Source organism: Salinivibrio sp. MA440, from assembly GCF_001996265.1.
Classification (GTDB): domain Bacteria; phylum Pseudomonadota; class Gammaproteobacteria; order Enterobacterales; family Vibrionaceae; genus Salinivibrio; species Salinivibrio costicola.
On the sequence record NZ_MUFI01000059.1, the window covers coordinates 1 to 16,475 of the forward strand.

A 16,475-nucleotide genomic window follows, 5' to 3' on the forward strand; every position below is an offset into this window, starting at 1 on the left:
GTAATTAATTACTATCTTATATGACTTGTTATGACTCACAAACGAAATTTGACAGCCGAAGAGCGCCGGGAGCTCACTGTCGACGCGGTCATTGACCTGAGCGCGCAGGATGACCCAGCCAATATCACCACCGGCAGCATCGCCAAGCACATGAGGGTCACCCAAGGTGCGTTGTTCCGGCATTTTCCAAGCAAGGATGCGATCTGGGAGGCCGTCATCGGCAGGGTGACCGAACGTGTGATGAAACTGTTAGATAAGGCCGCTGCCTCGGCGAATAGCCCGCTGGCCGCGCTCGAGGCGATATTCCATGGCCATATCACGTTTATCGTCGAGCATCCTGGCGTGCCTCGGCTGATGATGGGGCAGCTGCAGCATGCCCGGCCGACGCCGGCGAGACGTATGGTTCGCTCGCTGCTGTTTCTCTACCGTGAGCGGATCGAGAGATTGTTGAACGAGGCGCAGGAGGCTGACGAACTGCGTCAAGAGCTGAATATCGAAATGGCCGCCACGCAGTTCATCGGCACCATCCAAGGCCTGGTCATGCAGTCGCTGATTTTCGACAATATGAACCATATGGTCGAGCAGGCCGAGGGGGCGTTCCACCTCTACTGTCATGGTATCCAGAAAGCACAAGGGGCGTACCGATGACAGGCCTGAATCAACGCTTGGGGCGTTTTTTGGCGGTAGTCATTGGCCTCGCCATCGGTGCGGCGCTTCTGGTCTTCTTCGTGGTTAATCGGCAGGTTCCCGAGCACAGTGACTCACCACCTGCCCCCAAGGTGGTGGCAGTGATCGAGGCGCAGCCACTGGCGTTTCGCCTTGAGGCACGTGGTCACGGCGTGGCGCGCCCTGCCGAAACCTGGCAATCCGTTGCCAACGTCTCGGGCCGGGTGGTGGAGCGCCACCCGCATCTGGAGAGCGGCACCCTGCTGCACGAAGGTACCTTGCTGCTGGCATTGGACCCTAGTCGCTACGAGCTGGCTATCGCCGAGGCCGAGGCGGAGTTGAATCAGCTCAAGGCAGAAGAGGCCAATACCCGGCGTTTGCTGGATTTGGAACGCCAGGCACTCGATTTTACCGAGCAGGAGCTTTCACGAATAGAGCGGCTGGCGGCCACAGGTGCTGTCTCCATTTCTCAGCGTGATGCTCAACGTCGCAGCGCTGTGGGGCAGCGCCAGGCGGTGGCCACTCTTGAGAATACCTTGGCCTTGCTACCAGCCCAGCGCGAGCGGGTATCGGTGCGGCTTGCCCAAGCTCGCCATGACTTGGAGGATACCCGCTTCGAGGCGCCCTATGACCTGCGTCTCGGTGAGGTGGACGTAGAGCTTCATCAGTTCGTGGGTGTGGGTCAGCGGTTGTTTGAGGCGGATAGCCTGGCGGCTGCCGAGGTGGAGGCACGGCTTCCCTTCAGCATGGTACGACGCCTCCTGGGCAGTGTGGCACTGGTCGAGCTCGATCCCGGCATCCTAGATCTGAGTGAGCGCATCGATCTTGACTCGATCGATGCAGAGCTGGAGCTGGTCGGAGCACCCGGGGTTAGCTGGGAAGGTCGGGTTGTGCGCGTGGCCAGCGGCCTCGACCCGGCCACCCGCGCCGTGCGAGTAGTCGTAAGGGTTGAGGAGCCTTGGCGCGATGCCCGGCCACCTAACCATCCGCCACTACAGCGCGACATGTACACACGAGTGCGCCTGTCGGCACGCAGTCCCGTAGCACAACTCGTGGTCCCCGCATCGGCCCTCCATCAAGGTGAGGTCTACCTTGCTGACGAGCACGCTCGCCTGGTCAGGCGCTCGGTGTCCGTCGCCTTCAAGCAGGGAGACCTGGCAGTGATCGAATCGGGCCTCGCCCCGGGCGAGCGGGTCATCGTCGACGACCTCCAACCAGCCATCGAGGGTATGGCGCTGGCGCCTCGCCGCGACGTGGCCCTAGAGGCACGTCTGACCGCCCAGGCTCTGGGTGAAGTAACGTCAGGAGAACGGCAATGATTCGCTGGTTTGCCGCTCATCCCACCGCCGCTAATCTGCTGCTAATGCTGCTGCTGGCTGCCGGGCTGTTCGCCGCACCCAACCTCAAGCGTGAGACCTTCCCAGATTATCGCCCAGTGGAAGTGTCTGTGGAGGTGGTCTATCGCGGGGCGAGCGCCGCCGACGTCGAGGACGCCGTGTGTCGGCGTCTGCACGATGCCGTTAAAGGTGTGGAATTTCTCGACGAGTTCAGCTGTGTGGCTCAGGACAACCTGGCCAGTGCCACGGCAACCATGTCAGCCGGGGGGGATGCCATTCGCTTCCTCAATGAGATCGACACCGAGGTGAGCGCCATCACCGAGCTGCCGGCCCGCGCCGACTCCCCTGTTGTGCGGGAGCTTCATCGCAGTGACATGGTGGCGGCTGTGGCGGTGTCTGGGGATATGCCGATGCACCAGCTCGAGGATTACGCTCTGCGCTTGGAAGAGCGCATTATGACGCTGCCTGGCGTGGCTGAAGTAGCGATCCACGGGAGGTCCCAGCGCCAGTGGCAGGTCGCAGTGCCACGCGAGGCACTGGGCCAGCACGGCCTCTCGGCGCGGGAGCTGGCACGTCGAGTGGCCAGTCAGAACCTTGACCTACCACTGGGCACCCTGGAAACCGCCGACCGCGATATCCTTATGCGCTTCACCGACCAGCGCCGCTCTCTGGCTGAGCTGGCCGATCTGGTAGTGGTCTCCGATGCCGGGGGCGGCGAGCTGACCCTGGGCGAGCTGGCCACCATCACCGAGACCGGTGAGCAGGCTGAAGAGCGAATCCGCTTCAACGGTGAGCCGGCGCTGGTGCTGGAGGTGAGCAAGGCGCTGCGAGACGACGCCCTGACGGTCAAGGAGTCTTTGGACACGTTGCTTGAGGCGGAATGGCGGCGATTCGACGGGGATATCTCTCTGACGCTGACCCAAGATGCGACCAGTATCGTTCGCGACCGCCTGCAGATGCTGGTGGATAACGGCTTAATGGGGCTGGTGTTGGTGGTGCTGGTGATGAGCCTCTTCTTCCGTCCGCGCCTAGCTCTGTGGGCCGTTCTGGGCCTGCCTGCGGCCTTCATGGGGGCCTTCATCGTCATGGCCCTGACCGGGCTGTCAATGAATATGATCACCTTGGTGGCACTGCTGATGGCTATCGGCATCGTCATGGATGATGCCATCGTGATCACAGACAGCATTGCCGTCCACGCCCTGAAAGGGACCTCACCGGTGGAGGCGGTGGTAGCGGGTACCCGCCAGGTGTTACCCGGCGTACTTTCGTCGTTTCTTACCACGGTCGCGGTATTCGCCCCGCTCTCCTTCCTGGCCGGCGAGCTGGGCGCGGTGCTTGAAGTGCTGCCGGTGGTGCTGATCGCCGCTCTGGCAGCGAGCCTCATCGAAGCATTCTGGATCTTGCCCCATCATCTTAAGGGCAGCGTGGGGCGACTTGCCAGTGGGCACAACTCGCGCTTCCGTGTCGCATTCGAACGACATTTTGACAGGTTCCGCGAGTCGGTCGGTCGGCTGGCCGACCGGGCGATACGATTTCGCCATGCGGTGTTGGGAATCATTTTCGCCATTATGCTGGGCTCTTTCGGCTTTATGGCTGGAGGGCATGTGGGCAGTGAGGCGATGCCGGATATTGATGGCGATGTCCTGGAGGCCCGTATCCTGATGCCCCAGGGTACCCCCCTAGCACGTACCGAGGCGGTGGCCGAGCGAGTCGAGGCGGCAATCCGTGAGCTTGATTTACGCTACTATCTGGACCAGCCGGGGGGAGCATCCCTGGTCGAGGCGATTCAGGTGCGCTTTAACCACAACCCCAGCGCCAGGGAGGCAGGTCCTCATGTGGCCACCGTCATCGTCGACCTGCTGACTGCGGAGCGTCGCCGGGTGACCCTGGACGAGCTGACCGCCGCCTGGCGTGAGACCATCGGTGAGATCGAGGGGCTTCAGCGATTAATTATCCAGGAGCCCGGCTTCGGCCCCGCCGGGGTGCCCGTGGAAGTGCGCCTGGCCGGAGAGAACTTGGAGGCCATGAAGGCGGCGGCGCTAGAGTTGGGCGACCATCTAGAGAATTATGCAGCCGTCTATAATGTCTTCGACGACCTGCGCTTGGGCAAGCCTCAATTGACCTTCTCGATGGCCGAGGGCGCCCATGGCTTGGGCCTCTCCGCCGAGGAGGTGTCCGGGCAGTTGCGTGCGGCGCTGCTGGGGGAGGTTGCCGATACCCTGCGCATCGGCAATCAGGAAATCGAGGTGCTGATTCGCCTAGCCGAAGCGGACAGGACCTCTCTCGACAACTTGGTTGATTTGACCATTGCCCTGCCGGAAGGAGGCCGGGTGCCGCTGGAGGTGGTGGCCAACGCCGAGGAGCGGCGCGAGTGGGCGCGCATTACCCGCATCGACGGACGGCGTACCGTAACCGTGGAGGCCAACGTGGATGCGCGGCATGCCACCGGCCAGGCAATCGTCGATGATCTCGTCGGCAGCGGCTGGCTCAGCGAGTTCCGCGAGCGTCATCCCGAGGTGGCGCTCACCTTCGAGGGGCAAGTGGCGCGCTCCGCTGAGACCGGCAGCTCCATAGGCCGCGGTCTACTCATCGGGCTGGTGGGAATCTTCGTGATCCTCTCCTTCCAGTTCCGCAGTTACATCGAACCGCTGATCGTCATGCTGTCTATTCCGCTGGCCTTCATCGGCGCCATTTTGGGGCATGTACTCATGGGTTACTACCTCTCTACGCCCTCGCTGATCGGCGCGGCCTCCCTGGCCGGCATCGTGGTCAACAATGCCATCCTGCTGATCCACTTTATCAAGACCCATCGCGAGAGCGGACTGGATGCCGTGGCGGCAGCCGGCCAGGCCAGCCGCGACCGGCTGCGTGCCATCCTGATCTCGTCGACTACAACCATCGCCGGTTTGCTCCCGCTGCTGGCCGAAACCAGTACCCAGGCGGCGGCCATCAAGCCGCTGGTGATTTCGGTGGTGTTCGGACTGCTTAGCGCCACCGTGCTGGTGCTACTGGTGATCCCCGCAGTCTACGTGCTGTTTGACGAGTGGGGCTGGGTTCAGGCGCCCAAGCCATCAAAAGAGTAAGCGGCCCAGAAGAGCATTTATTGATTGTTCATCAAGAGAGAAAAAACATGACGTTAAAAAACTGTAGTGTTAGGACCATCCTACTCATTACCCTGACTGTCCTGCCAACTTGGCTAATAGCGGGAGACAATGACTATCAACACTCAGCGAGAGAACAGGAAAGCACCAGTGAAGAACTAGTGCTCCGCTCCATTATGCGCGATCTTGATGAAAATATGCGCGAAGTTGCTGGGGCCATATCTCGGGAAAACTAGGAAAAGGTAGCTGAACTGAAATCGCACCCCTAATTGCCGATCATGTCGAGCCACCGTTCTTGGAAAAGACACGCATATTGCGCTTTTTCGGAACCGGCGGCGGACGCTTCCGGGGATATGACAGGTGGGTGCATGAAGCCGCCAGGGATATGGGCGACGAGGCGCGTCAAGCGGATGACCAAGCAGTAATCGAAGCGTTTTCGCGGGTGCAGAACCACTGTCTGGCCAGCCATCAGGAGTTTAAGGAAGGGTTCAGAGCCCATTTCTACAGCGAATGAATAGAGTGCTGGAATGAATAGCAGGATGCAAAGAAACACATACAGATGCAGTCTTTGCGCGACTCGATTTTTTCTAGAGCTGGAACAGCTGACCGACATGCCTTGGCTAATTGAAAGTTCGTTAACTACTGAATACACCATTCTGATACAGGAAGGTTTGCCCCGAAATGTCACACTTGCCTGACAACGTATTGCGTCTCCCTGAGTACCAGGTACTAAATGCCATGGAAATGGAAGACGGGTTGCGCTTTCATATAGTTGCTCCCGACCCCATAGCTTGCGAAGGGTGCGGCGCAGAGAATGAGTTTGTCAGGTTCGGCAAGCGTGATGTCGCTTACCGCGACCTCCCGGTCTACGGAAAGCGGGTCATCCCCTGGGTGATCCGCCGACGTTACTCTTGTCGAGCTTGCGGCACGACATTCCGCCCTTCGCTCCCGGACATGGTGGACGACCATCGCATGACTCGGCGGCTGTACAGTCGCGTCGAGAAGGAGTCCTTTAATCATCCCTATGTCTACGTAGCCGACACTACGGGCCTCAACGAGAAGACTATCCGTGAGATATTCAGGAAGAAGACCGAGTTCTTGGCGGCCTGGCACCGCTTCGAGACACCTCTCTCATAAACGATTTGAAAAATAAAAAGCGAATAATAAATACGTCAAAAAATTTCTAATAGGGCGTTAGCTCACGGGGTTGTAACTTGCGTTTGTCGCTCTTATTTCAGGCTCAACCGTTTTGCTAGGCGATGTAAATTGCCACCATCGATATCAAGTTGTCTTGCAGTGGCGGCCCAATTACCGTGATTTTGTGATAATGCGTCCGAGATCATTCTTTTCTGAAGATTCTCTGTTTCTGCGCGTAGCCCTAATGTTGGAACTTCAATAGACTCTTTTTTTTGCTGTTTATGGGTAGTACTAACCGCCTTTTCGTCAGAGGTAAAGAGATCAAAATCTTGCAGAGTAAGCTCGAGATCCCTCGACTGCGTTCGAGATTTGGCTAGGACACTGGCTCGTTTGATAGCATGCTCTAGTTCGCGTACGTTACCAGGCCATGCATACTGTGTGAGCTTTTGAAGTAGCGATGCAGACAGGCGAATGCTGCTAAGATGAAATTTAGCCTTCATCTGTTCGGCAAAAAATCCGGCTAATAATACGACATCATCGTCTCTTTCTCGAAGAGGTGGAACATGGAGAGGGAATACACTGAGACGATGGTATAGATCGGCTCTAAAACGACCGGCTGTTACTTCCTCATATAAAACGCGATTGGTCGCGGCAATGATGCGCGTATTCACTTGAATATGACGGTCATCGCCGACCCGCTGGATATCACCGAATTGGAGTGCACGCAGTAGCTTGGCTTGCAACTCTAACGATAATTCGCCAACTTCATCTAAAAATAATGTGCCGTTATCGGCTTGCTCGAACTTACCCTTTCGATCACTAATTGCACCGGTAAAGGCCCCTTTAATGTGACCAAATAGTTCACTTTCCGCGACGGATTCCGGTAGCGCGGCGCAGTTAAGATAGACTAATGGCTTAGACGCTCTTGCAGAACGCTGGTGGAGTGCATTAGCGACTAACTCTTTACCAACCCCGGTTTCCCCGGTTATTAATACTGATAACTCCGTATTCGCCACCGCGTCTATTTGTTGTTGTAGCGTCTGCATTGCCGCCGATCGGGAAATAATCTTATCACTAAACGTACGCCGCTCTGTCAATGCCTCATGTGTGACATTGGCTTGTGTTTCTAGTTGCTCTAATAACAAGGCTGTTTGTAGCCCACCTGCTGCCAGTGCGCTGATAAACCGCAAGTCGTGATTGAGGAGGCCATCAAACTGATTTTCGTCAAACGCATCAATAGTTATTGCGCCAATTAGCTGATCGTCCACTAATAGCGGAAGTCCGATACAAGAGTGAACCTGAAGCTTGCCATCATGGTTAGGAATTAATCCATCATAAGGGTCTGGTAAATCGCTGTTAGCCGGAAAACGTACGATATCACCTGCTCGTGCAATGGCTTCCAAACGCGGGTGCTGAGCGAGAGCAAAACGACGACCTAAGACGTCATGCGATAATCCATTAATGGCGAGAGGAATAAAGGTCTGATTCTCATACAAAAGTAGTGTGGATGCATCACAGCGTAGCACTTCTCTTATCGTGGTTAATAATGTATCAAACCGGTCTTTTCGAATCAGTGCAGAATTTAAATCTTGTGTGATGTACAGCCAATGGGCGAATAATTCAGTCATAATCTAGTATTAGTGTCTTTATGACAATCATATATGTCTAAATGACAATAATCAATGCTGTCATTAAGACAATGTTTTAGGTGGGTTGTTATATAAGTGCTTGATGTTAAATGGTTAGTTATCTTGGCACGACTAATGCATATAGAGTGCATTAGGTTCTCAATGTCATTTAAGGTAGTAATCATGACAATACAGGTAAAAAACAACATTCGCTGGGTGGGTCAACGAGATTGGGAAGTGCAGAACTTTCATGGCACAGAATACAAAATCACCAAAGGAACAAGTTACAACAGCTACTTAATCCAAGAAGAGAAAACAGTACTGATCGATACGGTTGATCACCGCTTTAGCCAACAATTTTTGCAAAACCTTGAAAGGGAAATCGATCTAGAAAGTATCGATTTTATTGTTGTAAATCACGCAGAGGAAGATCATTCCGGCGCAATGTCCGCCTTGATGGAGAGGATCCCTGACACGCCGATATATTGCACTGAAGCGGCGATAGACTCGATAGTGGGCCACCATCACCACCCGGAGTGGAATTTTAATACGGTAAAAACCGGCGATAGTATCGATATTGGGAATGGTAAGCAGCTTATATTTGTTGAAGCGCCCATGCTGCACTGGCCCGATAGCATGATGACCTACTTAACCGAGGACGCCGTCTTATTCAGCAATGACGCCTTTGGTCAGCATTACTGTGATGAACGCTTGTTTAATGATGAAGTTGACCAAAATGAGCTGATGGAACAGTGCTTACGGTATTATTCTAATATTCTTACCCCTTTCAGCCGTTTAGTAACGGCGAAAATAAAGGAAGTTTTAAGTTTTAATTTACCTGTCGATATGATCGCAACCTCTCATGGTGTCGTTTGGCGCGATAACCCTATTCAAATAATCGAGCAGTACCTTGCGTGGGCGGATGACTATCAAGAAGACAGAATCACTATTTTTTATGACTCTATGTCGAATAATACACGAATGATGGCTGATGCTATCGCACAGGGGATCCATGACGTCGATCCGGACGTCGCAGTAAAAGTGTTTAATGTTTCGAAACACGACAAAAATGAAATTCTATCAAATGTATTCCGTTCTAAAGGTGTGTTAGTTGGTTCTTCAACGATGAATAATGTCATGATGCCTAAGATCGCAGGGATGCTGGAGGAAATCACCGGGATGCGTTTTAAAGCGAAAAAGGCGGGCGCTTTTGGTAGTTTTGGTTGGACCGGTGGTGCCGTTGACCGCATCCACACGCGCCTTATGGACGCTGGTTTTGAAACGTCGATGAGCTTGAAAACAAAATGGCGTCCTGATCGCGATGGTATGGAGAAGTGTCGAGAGCATGGTCAGTATATTGCAAAGTTGTGGGCCAACAAACGCCCCTCTCGAATGCTACCGACGGCTGAGTCTTGCGAGAAAAACGACAAGCCACGACCATCGACACTAAGCCCTGAAAAGCCAAAAACACACCCTATCCAAGATGCAGAGCCGCCTCATTCTGCAGACTGTCAGTGCATGATTTGTACTGTTTGTAATTGGGTTTATGATCCTGCTGTGGGAGAGCCTAACCAAGGTATTGAACCTGGGACAGTATGGAGTGATGTTCCGGGATACTTCTTATGTCCTGAGTGCCATCTAGGCAAAGATGTTTTTACAACATACCAAGGTTAGGGAGCGAAAATGACTGAACCAATTATTATTATTGGCAGTGGCTTCGCTGCTTACCAACTGGTAAAAACAATTCGGCGTATGGATCGGGAGATCCCGGTGACCGTATTGACGGCTGATGATGGCCATGAGTACCACAAGCCGGATTTGAGCCACGTATTTAGTAAACAACAAACAGCGGACGATTTAGTGTTAAAATACGCTGATGTGTTCGCAGATGAATACAATATTACTTTATTGACTCAGACTGTCGTTGAGCATGTCGATACACAGGCCCATTGTGTACGCGCAAATGGTCAAAAGTATTTTTATTCAAAGCTGGTTTTTGCAACCGGTGCAACTACTTTTATACCTCCGGTTCAGGGGGATGCGGCGCATCAAGTAATGACAGCTAACTCTTTGACAGAGTTGCGCGCATTAGAGCCTAATGTGCGTCAAGCTCAGCGTGTTGCCATTATAGGGGGTGGATTAATAGGTGTTGAAATTGCGATGGATCTAGCGCGAAGCGGGAAATCCGTTGTGGTTGTTGAGCCTAATACCCACCTTCTTGGGACACTGGTTCCAGAGTTTGTTGCTAGACCGCTTGAGAGCCAGATGCTGCAACTCGGCACGACACTGTGCCTTGGTGAGAGTGTGGTGGAAGTCAATCAACAGGAGCAGTCGCTTTCACTGACGTTGCAGAGTGGCAAGAAGATTGCTGTGGATCTTGTTATATCAGCGGCTGGCCTGACGCCAAATACCAACCTTGCGGCACAAGCAGGCATTCAAGTGAACCAGGGTATTTGCGTTGATACATCGCTGCGGACATCCGCTAGCGACGTATTTGCGCTAGGAGATTGTGCCGAGGTTGAAGGCCAAATTAGGCCTTATCTACAAGCCATTTCTTTAAGTGCTAGTACGCTTGGTAAGCAGCTTCTTGACGTTGATGGCGGTTTAACGTTACCCGCTATTATGGTTAAAGTTAAAACCCCCAATTATCCCATCTACATGGCAGGTGATATCCATTCGGCAATATGCTGGGATATCAATATGGTCAGTTCGGGGATAGTGGTGCGAGCCTCTGATGACGCTCAGCAGCTAACTGGGTTTGTTGTCACAGGGGAGCAAGTGACTCAGGCGTATACGTTGTTTAGACAGTTGTCTAGGGCTATCTAGCCGATATAACTGGGGGAGCGGTTAGTTAATAATCAAAACTAACCGCTTTAACCAGGGCATAGAGCATTTGTCCTGGCTGCAGTTTGAGTCGAGACAACGACCGGCGACTGATCCTCGATAATATCGGTTGACCACTTACGTCCAACCGTAACAAGACGTTGGCGGGGTGCGTGTCGTCGCTCACCTCCATGAGCTGTGCCAATAAGCAATTATTGATACTTGATTGTTGTGGTGCTTCTAAAGCGATTGATACATCTTTTGCGTGTACCCTCGCTTTGATGATGCTGTGTGTTTCGACTTGCTGCAAAGGGACATGCAATTGTTGGTCATTGGATAAGTCTAGCACTGTCATATAGTCGTCTGTATGCTTTTTGACGGTGCAGTGAACCACCGCAGCCGCGTTATCATCTCGCGCTAAAGACAAATTTGTCCTTGTGAGCATATCTTGTGTTGCGCCATGTGCTAATACTTTTCCGTTATCTAACAGCACAATGTGATCGGCAAGTCTTGAGACCTCTTCAATGGCATGGCTGACATAGATGATAGGTATCTTCAGGGTCGATTGTAGTGATTCGATGTAAGGTAAGATCTCGGCTTTACTGGAAAGGTCGAGAGAAGCCATCGGTTCGTCCATAAGCAATAGGCTCGGGCTAGTGAGCAGGGCTCTAGCAATTGCGACTCTTTGTTTTTGTCCACCAGATAACTGGTGAGGGTAGCAGCGACTAATGTCGGTTAGTCCGAGGCTTTTTACCGTTGCTTCAAAACTGACATAGCGTTTTTCCTTGTCTACACGGTTGTAGCTAAATAACAAATTATCTTTGACGTCTAAATGAGGAAATAGGTTCGGTTCTTGGAACACATAACCGATAGGGCGTTGATGGGTGGGTAAACATGCATCTTGGCGCTGCCATGTTTCCCCATTGACAATAACCGTCGCACTATCCAACGTTTCAAGCCCTGCAATACTGCGTAATATGGTCGTTTTCCCAGAGCCTGACCGACCAAAGAGCGCGGTCACCCCCTTTCCCGGCAAATGCAGATTAATATCCAATAGGAACTGGTCTCTGGCCAATTTCAATGCGACTTGAATGGTCATATAAAGCTCACTGGTTTGAATTTTTTATTCATTGTGTAGGTTGCCAATAGTAAAACAAATGACAAAGAGACAAGTATGGCTGCCAGTGTATGCGCGGCGTCGTAATTCATTGACTCGACGTGATTGTAGATAGCAATAGATGCGACTTGGGTTTGCCCTGGAATGTTTCCCCCAATCATTATTATGATCCCGAACTCGCCCAATGAATGTGCAAATGAAAGGACACCCGCGGTTAAAAAACCCCTTCGTGATAAAGGAAGCACAATATTGAAAAAACGATCCATAGGAGAGGCTCTTAATGTTGCGGCAACGTCTAATATGCCACCAGTTGCTGATTGAAAGGATGATAGAAGTGGTTGCATTACGAATGGTAGTGAATAAATCATGGAACCAACCACTAACCCAGAAAATGAAAATGCTAGATGATTGAAGCCCAGCGCCTCTAAACTTCCCCCTATCCATCCATTAGGCCCCAATAGTAGGAGGAGGTAGAAGCCCAACACGGTGGGTGGTAAGACTAAAGGCAGCATCACTAATGCTTCAACGAAGATTTTTACACGTGACTGTGTGTTGACTAGCCACCACGACAGGGGTGTGCAAATTATGAGCAATATGCTGGTGCTCACGAAAGCGAGCTTTAGAGTGATAACCAGTGCAGTGATATCGTTTGGGGAGATCATTGCTCAATAATGCCTTTCTTGGATCGTATCAAGGTCGCTTGGTTTGCGATTAATGGTTGGTTTATTTTGTACCCTGAGTTCTTGATAATGGTTGTAGCTGTTTCACTGTTTCTGACCCAGCTTAGGAATTGAACTGCTGAATCAAAAATATGGGGCGTTTTTTTTGCGTAGTTTAAAATGACAGCTTGTTGCTCGATGGGTTCGTAAAGATGTCGAGGAGGTATCCAGTACGAGCCGCCAATGGCCCCATCACGGTCTTTTACTTGTGATAAAGATAAAAAGCCCAGTTCCGCAGCTTCTGATGCTATCTGGCCATAAGCTTGGCCGATGGACTGCGCCTTCACGATTTGTGTATTGCTATTTAAGTCCTCCCAGAGCTCAAGGCGTTGCATGATTTGTTTGGCTGCAAGGCCGTATGGAGCGACACGAGGATCTGCCATGGCGAGATGTTTGAAGGAATGTGTTTCAAGGACTTTATCTCCGGCGCTAGTGAGCAGATCGGTGTCTTGTGACCACAAAACAGGTATGCCAATCGCGTAGGTAAAGCGAGAGTTCTCAACCACTAATCCAGCTTTCTCCAACAAGATAGGACGTACTTTATCTGCGGAAAAAAATAGATGGTAGGGTGCTGCGTGTTTGATTTTTGCGAATAGAGAACCCGAAGAGCCAGAACTAATCAGAAAAGGTTGATTAAACTCTCGTTGATAGGCATGGGCGAGCTCATTGAAAGTACCATTAAAATTTGCTGACACAGCAACGCGAAGGGGAGCGGTGTCTGCCATCGTCGTACCAGAAAGAAAACAAAGTAGAGTTAACGTAATTGTACGTAAAGTCTTGTTCAAGTGCATATTTTGGGTTCCATCATCAACACTCCTATTTCTAATGTGGCAAGCTTTGCTGAACCTTAACTATCCACAGGTTTTGCATGCGGGAGCGGGCTTTACTTTGTATGGTATCCATTCCATTGATAGTCCGTCGAAATAGTAAAAAGCGTTGGTGACCACCGAGTTTGGGGCGACAATACTGTTAACGGCGATAAGTGCTTGCATTAATCCTATGATGCCAACAACAGGCGGGAGGATCCCAGACATGACACAGCTAGAGGGAGCGTCGCTAAACTGTGAGCTTATACATTGATAACAGGCTTCATTCTTATTGGCAGTAAAAACACCTACCTGTCCCTCGGTACGAATGGCAGAGCCTGAAATTAGTAAGGTTTTTTGCTGCCAACAGATTTCATTGATGAGCTCTCGCGTAGGCTTGTTGTCGGTACAGTCAAGGACGATATCATGCTCGATAATCGTTTCAGTTAATAGTTGCGAGGACTGCTTCGACGTTATGGGTACACAAGAAATATGACTATTATTAGCAAGCAGACGATCGCACATCGCTTCAGATTTATAACGGCCGATATCATTTTCAATAAAGCAGGTTTGTCGGTGTAGGTTAGACAGTTCCACTTTATCAAAATCAGATATTGTAATGTGGCCCACTCCAGAGGAGGCGAGATATGGAGCCGCGGCGGATCCCAAGCCGCCAGCGCCTATAACCAAAATGCGAGTCGCTTTGAGCCGCTCTTGGCCTTCGATATCCACACATTTGAGAGCAATTTGGCGATCATAGCGTTGATACTCATGTTCATCTAGCATTATAGTTTTTACCTTGTTAAGCCGGGTTGAGGGAAATTAAATCTCCGTTTCTATTTGCCGTAATAAACATGCCGATTTTTCCTTCATTTATTTGATTCAGCATCATTCTTAGTGGCTGTTGCGCCTGATCGCTATTGGGTGGGTAGCCACCTCGTCCATCGAGTGCAGAAATGAATACCACATCCCAATCGAAACCGGTTGTGAGGGATTCAGCAACCAGTGTAGAAAAGGTTTCTACTTCTTTTGGAAGCTTGTCCACACAAAGGACAGGGGTGAGCGCTCCTCCTTTTCCTGATTGAAAAACACTCTTTTGCTCTGTTGTATGCCCTTCTGGTAATTCGGCTTTCGCAAACACAAAAAGTAATCTCTGTGGCTCTGACTGCATGCTGGCGGCAGCAATTAAATCTTTGTAGCTGGCTATTTGCATTTTAAACCTACTTAGTTGAGGGCAGCCTTGGCTGCCCACATATTTGACTATAAAACATTGACAAGTGCGTGGACGCTATGGGTTATAGTATTCACCTTTCTTTCTAAGGTAAAACAACCAGTTAACGACAAAACAGCTTGCGTAGAAGATAGCAAATCCGATCAGTGCATTTTCTGGTGTTGTGGCTTTGATTTGCTCACCAAACACCATTGGAATGTAGAACGCACCGTATGCGGCAACGGCTGATGTCCATCCTAAAACAGGACCCGCTTCTGACTTGGGGAAAATGATCGCAATACTGCGGAATACCGAACCGTTCGCTACTCCGGATGCGGTAAACAAGAATAAGAACAGTACGAAGAAAGGCAGAAAATACTCTTGCGGTGTTTCTGATTCATATGCCTGCGCCATATAGTAGGCTGCACCAAGTGCAGATAGTGTCATGACAGCAGCACACACTTGAGTCACTTTTGAGCCGCCAAACTTGTCACCTAACCAGCCGCCAATAGGTCGCACGAGTGCGCCAATAAAAGGAGCCATCCAAGCATAAGTAAGTGCACTCGGTCCGGCAGGGTTAGGGGTTGAGTGGGTCATCACACCATCCACGACGATATGCTGATAGCCAAAGATCAGTTGAATTGCCAATGGAAACGCAGCGGAAAAGCCAATAAATGAACCAAATGTCATGGTATAAATGACACTCATGATCCATGTATGCTTGTTTTTGAAGATACGATACTGATGGGTAAGGCTATCACCAATCGCACCAGGCAATGCTTTGAGAAGTAGCAATGTTGACACCAACACAAGCACTAACGCCGCTTCTTTCGGAACATTCCACCCACTTCCATTAGCCTCAGTGGGTAACATAAGCCAAAGTCCTGCCCCTGATGTAACTAATCCAATTAGTAGCATCATGCCTATCATAGTAAAGGCTTTTGGGGGAGAGGGGAGATCCGGCGTGACTTCTTGTGTGGCTATGTTATCCATTCCAAACCAACTGGCGATAGCAAGTGGTACTAAAAACAACAGCCAAACAAACGCGCCATTTTGAATCCAAGTGGGGGTGCCAGCCTTGATCTTGCCAACAATTGTCCCTGAATCGATAATGAGTTGAGTCGGATCGCCACTAAAAGCCCCAAAGGCGGCAAAGGTCATCACTATCGGTATAACGACCTGCATGGTCGTGACGCCGAAGTTACCTAGGCCTGCATTGAGGCCTAAGGCTAAGCCCTGTTTTTGCTTTGGGTAGAAAAAGCTAATATTGGACATTGACGACGCGAAGTTCCCCCCTCCAATGCCTGACAAGAGGGCAAGTAACTGATATTGCCATAGTGGTGTATTAGGATCTTGTAGCGCTAGCCCGGTGAATAGTGAAGGAATGATCAGCAACGATGTGGTAAAGAAAATGGTATTTCTTCCCCCACAAAAACGTATAAAGAAGCTACTTGGTATTCGTAGTGTCGCGCCTGAGAGACCGGCAATCGCTGTCAGTGTAAATAGTTCTTCTGGCTTGAAATCATAACCAGCATTAATCATTTGTACGGTTAATATGCCCCAGTATAACCAAACCGCAAATCCGGAAAGGAGACTAGGGATAGAGATCCATAGATTTCGGTTAGCTATTCGCTTACCTGACTGTTCCCAGAATTCATTGTCTTCTGGCTCCCAACGATAAATATTTCCCATTTACTCCCCCATGATTCAAACGGAAAAGGATTTCTTACCTTCTTTTAATAAAGCACTCAATGAAAAAGAAAACAATGACTAGCAGGAGGTACTCGGCCACCATTGTTTGGTGCAGAGTGAGTATCTAATAGTGGGTAATCAATCTCATTTTATTCATGATTTTCAGTTGCTTATGCATAGAGCTGTCATGTTGTTTTAGTCTGATTTATTTTAAATTTAGTTTGGTTTCTATTATTATC

General features: G+C 50.8%; 13 protein-coding genes and 1 pseudogene. 7 read left to right on the forward strand and 7 right to left on the reverse strand.

Annotation, left to right across the window (positions count from 1 at the left end):
* Positions 1-30 precede the first annotated feature (30 nt).
* The 5 genes and pseudogenes from BZG80_RS14295 to BZG80_RS14315 form a co-directional block, all read left to right on the forward strand.
* A complete protein-coding gene (locus BZG80_RS14295; RefSeq protein ID WP_077660827.1) occupies positions 31-648 on the forward strand; it encodes a TetR/AcrR family transcriptional regulator in 618 nt (205 codons plus the stop codon).
* Positions 645-1,985 (forward strand): efflux RND transporter periplasmic adaptor subunit, encoded by a 1,341-nt coding sequence (locus BZG80_RS14300; RefSeq protein ID WP_077669586.1) that lies wholly within the window; start codon positions 645-647, stop codon positions 1,983-1,985. The genes BZG80_RS14295 and BZG80_RS14300 overlap by 4 nt, the downstream gene beginning before the upstream one ends.
* Positions 1,982-5,086, forward strand: a complete 3,105-nt coding sequence (locus BZG80_RS14305) for an efflux RND transporter permease subunit (protein WP_077679666.1) — start codon at positions 1,982-1,984, stop codon at positions 5,084-5,086. Before BZG80_RS14300 ends, BZG80_RS14305 begins: the two co-directional genes overlap by 4 nt.
* Positions 5,087-5,133: 47 nt before the next feature.
* A complete protein-coding gene (locus BZG80_RS16000) occupies positions 5,134-5,340 on the forward strand; it encodes a hypothetical protein (RefSeq protein ID WP_021023445.1) in 207 nt (68 codons plus the stop codon).
* A 445-nt stretch (positions 5,341-5,785) separates the two neighbouring features.
* Positions 5,786-6,232 (forward strand): annotated as a pseudogene (locus BZG80_RS14315) (transposase family protein); the annotation flags it as partial.
* Positions 6,233-6,333: 101 nt separating this feature from the next.
* Here the strand turns inward: BZG80_RS14315 and norR are convergent.
* On the reverse strand, positions 6,334-7,869 hold the full coding sequence (norR, locus tag BZG80_RS14320) for a nitric oxide reductase transcriptional regulator NorR (protein ID WP_077679667.1): 1,536 nt from the start codon (positions 7,867-7,869) through the stop codon (positions 6,334-6,336).
* A gap of 183 nt (positions 7,870-8,052) precedes the next feature.
* Here norR and norV point away from each other — a divergent pair, with 183 nt between their 5' ends.
* Both norV and norW read left to right on the forward strand, forming a co-directional pair.
* Positions 8,053-9,543: an anaerobic nitric oxide reductase flavorubredoxin gene (norV, locus tag BZG80_RS14325; protein ID WP_077660824.1), complete on the forward strand. Its 1,491-nt coding sequence runs from the start codon at positions 8,053-8,055 to the stop codon at positions 9,541-9,543.
* Positions 9,544-9,552: 9 nt separating this feature from the next.
* Entirely contained in the window at positions 9,553-10,695 is a 1,143-nt protein-coding gene (gene norW, locus BZG80_RS14330; RefSeq protein ID WP_021023450.1) for an NADH:flavorubredoxin reductase NorW, read from the forward strand.
* A 25-nt stretch (positions 10,696-10,720) separates the two neighbouring features.
* Here norW and modC read toward each other — a convergent pair whose 3' ends face one another.
* The 6 genes from modC to BZG80_RS14360 all read right to left on the reverse strand — a co-directional run bounded on the left by modC (position 10,721) and on the right by BZG80_RS14360 (position 16,236).
* Complete coding sequence (gene modC / locus BZG80_RS14335; RefSeq protein WP_021023451.1) at positions 10,721-11,791, reverse strand: molybdenum ABC transporter ATP-binding protein; 1,071 nt, start codon at positions 11,789-11,791, stop codon at positions 10,721-10,723.
* Positions 11,788-12,471: a molybdate ABC transporter permease subunit gene (gene modB / locus BZG80_RS14340; RefSeq protein WP_021023452.1), complete on the reverse strand. Its 684-nt coding sequence runs from the start codon at positions 12,469-12,471 to the stop codon at positions 11,788-11,790. Before modB ends, modC begins: the two co-directional genes overlap by 4 nt.
* Positions 12,468-13,253, reverse strand: a complete 786-nt coding sequence (gene modA, locus BZG80_RS14345; RefSeq protein ID WP_025744426.1) for a molybdate ABC transporter substrate-binding protein — start codon at positions 13,251-13,253, stop codon at positions 12,468-12,470. Before modA ends, modB begins: the two co-directional genes overlap by 4 nt.
* 126 nt (positions 13,254-13,379) lie before the next feature.
* The gene (locus BZG80_RS14350) at positions 13,380-14,120 is read right to left on the reverse strand and encodes a HesA/MoeB/ThiF family protein (protein ID WP_077660822.1); all 741 of its coding nucleotides are present in this window, start codon (positions 14,118-14,120) and stop codon (positions 13,380-13,382) included.
* A 16-nt stretch (positions 14,121-14,136) separates the two neighbouring features.
* On the reverse strand, positions 14,137-14,547 hold the full coding sequence (locus BZG80_RS14355; RefSeq protein ID WP_077679668.1) for a ribonucleotide reductase subunit alpha: 411 nt from the start codon (positions 14,545-14,547) through the stop codon (positions 14,137-14,139).
* Positions 14,548-14,622: 75 nt separating this feature from the next.
* Positions 14,623-16,236 carry an MFS transporter gene (locus BZG80_RS14360; RefSeq protein WP_077660820.1) on the reverse strand — a complete coding sequence of 538 codons (1,614 nt, stop codon included), beginning with the start codon at positions 16,234-16,236 and terminating at the stop codon, positions 14,623-14,625.
* Positions 16,237-16,475 lie beyond the last annotated feature (239 nt).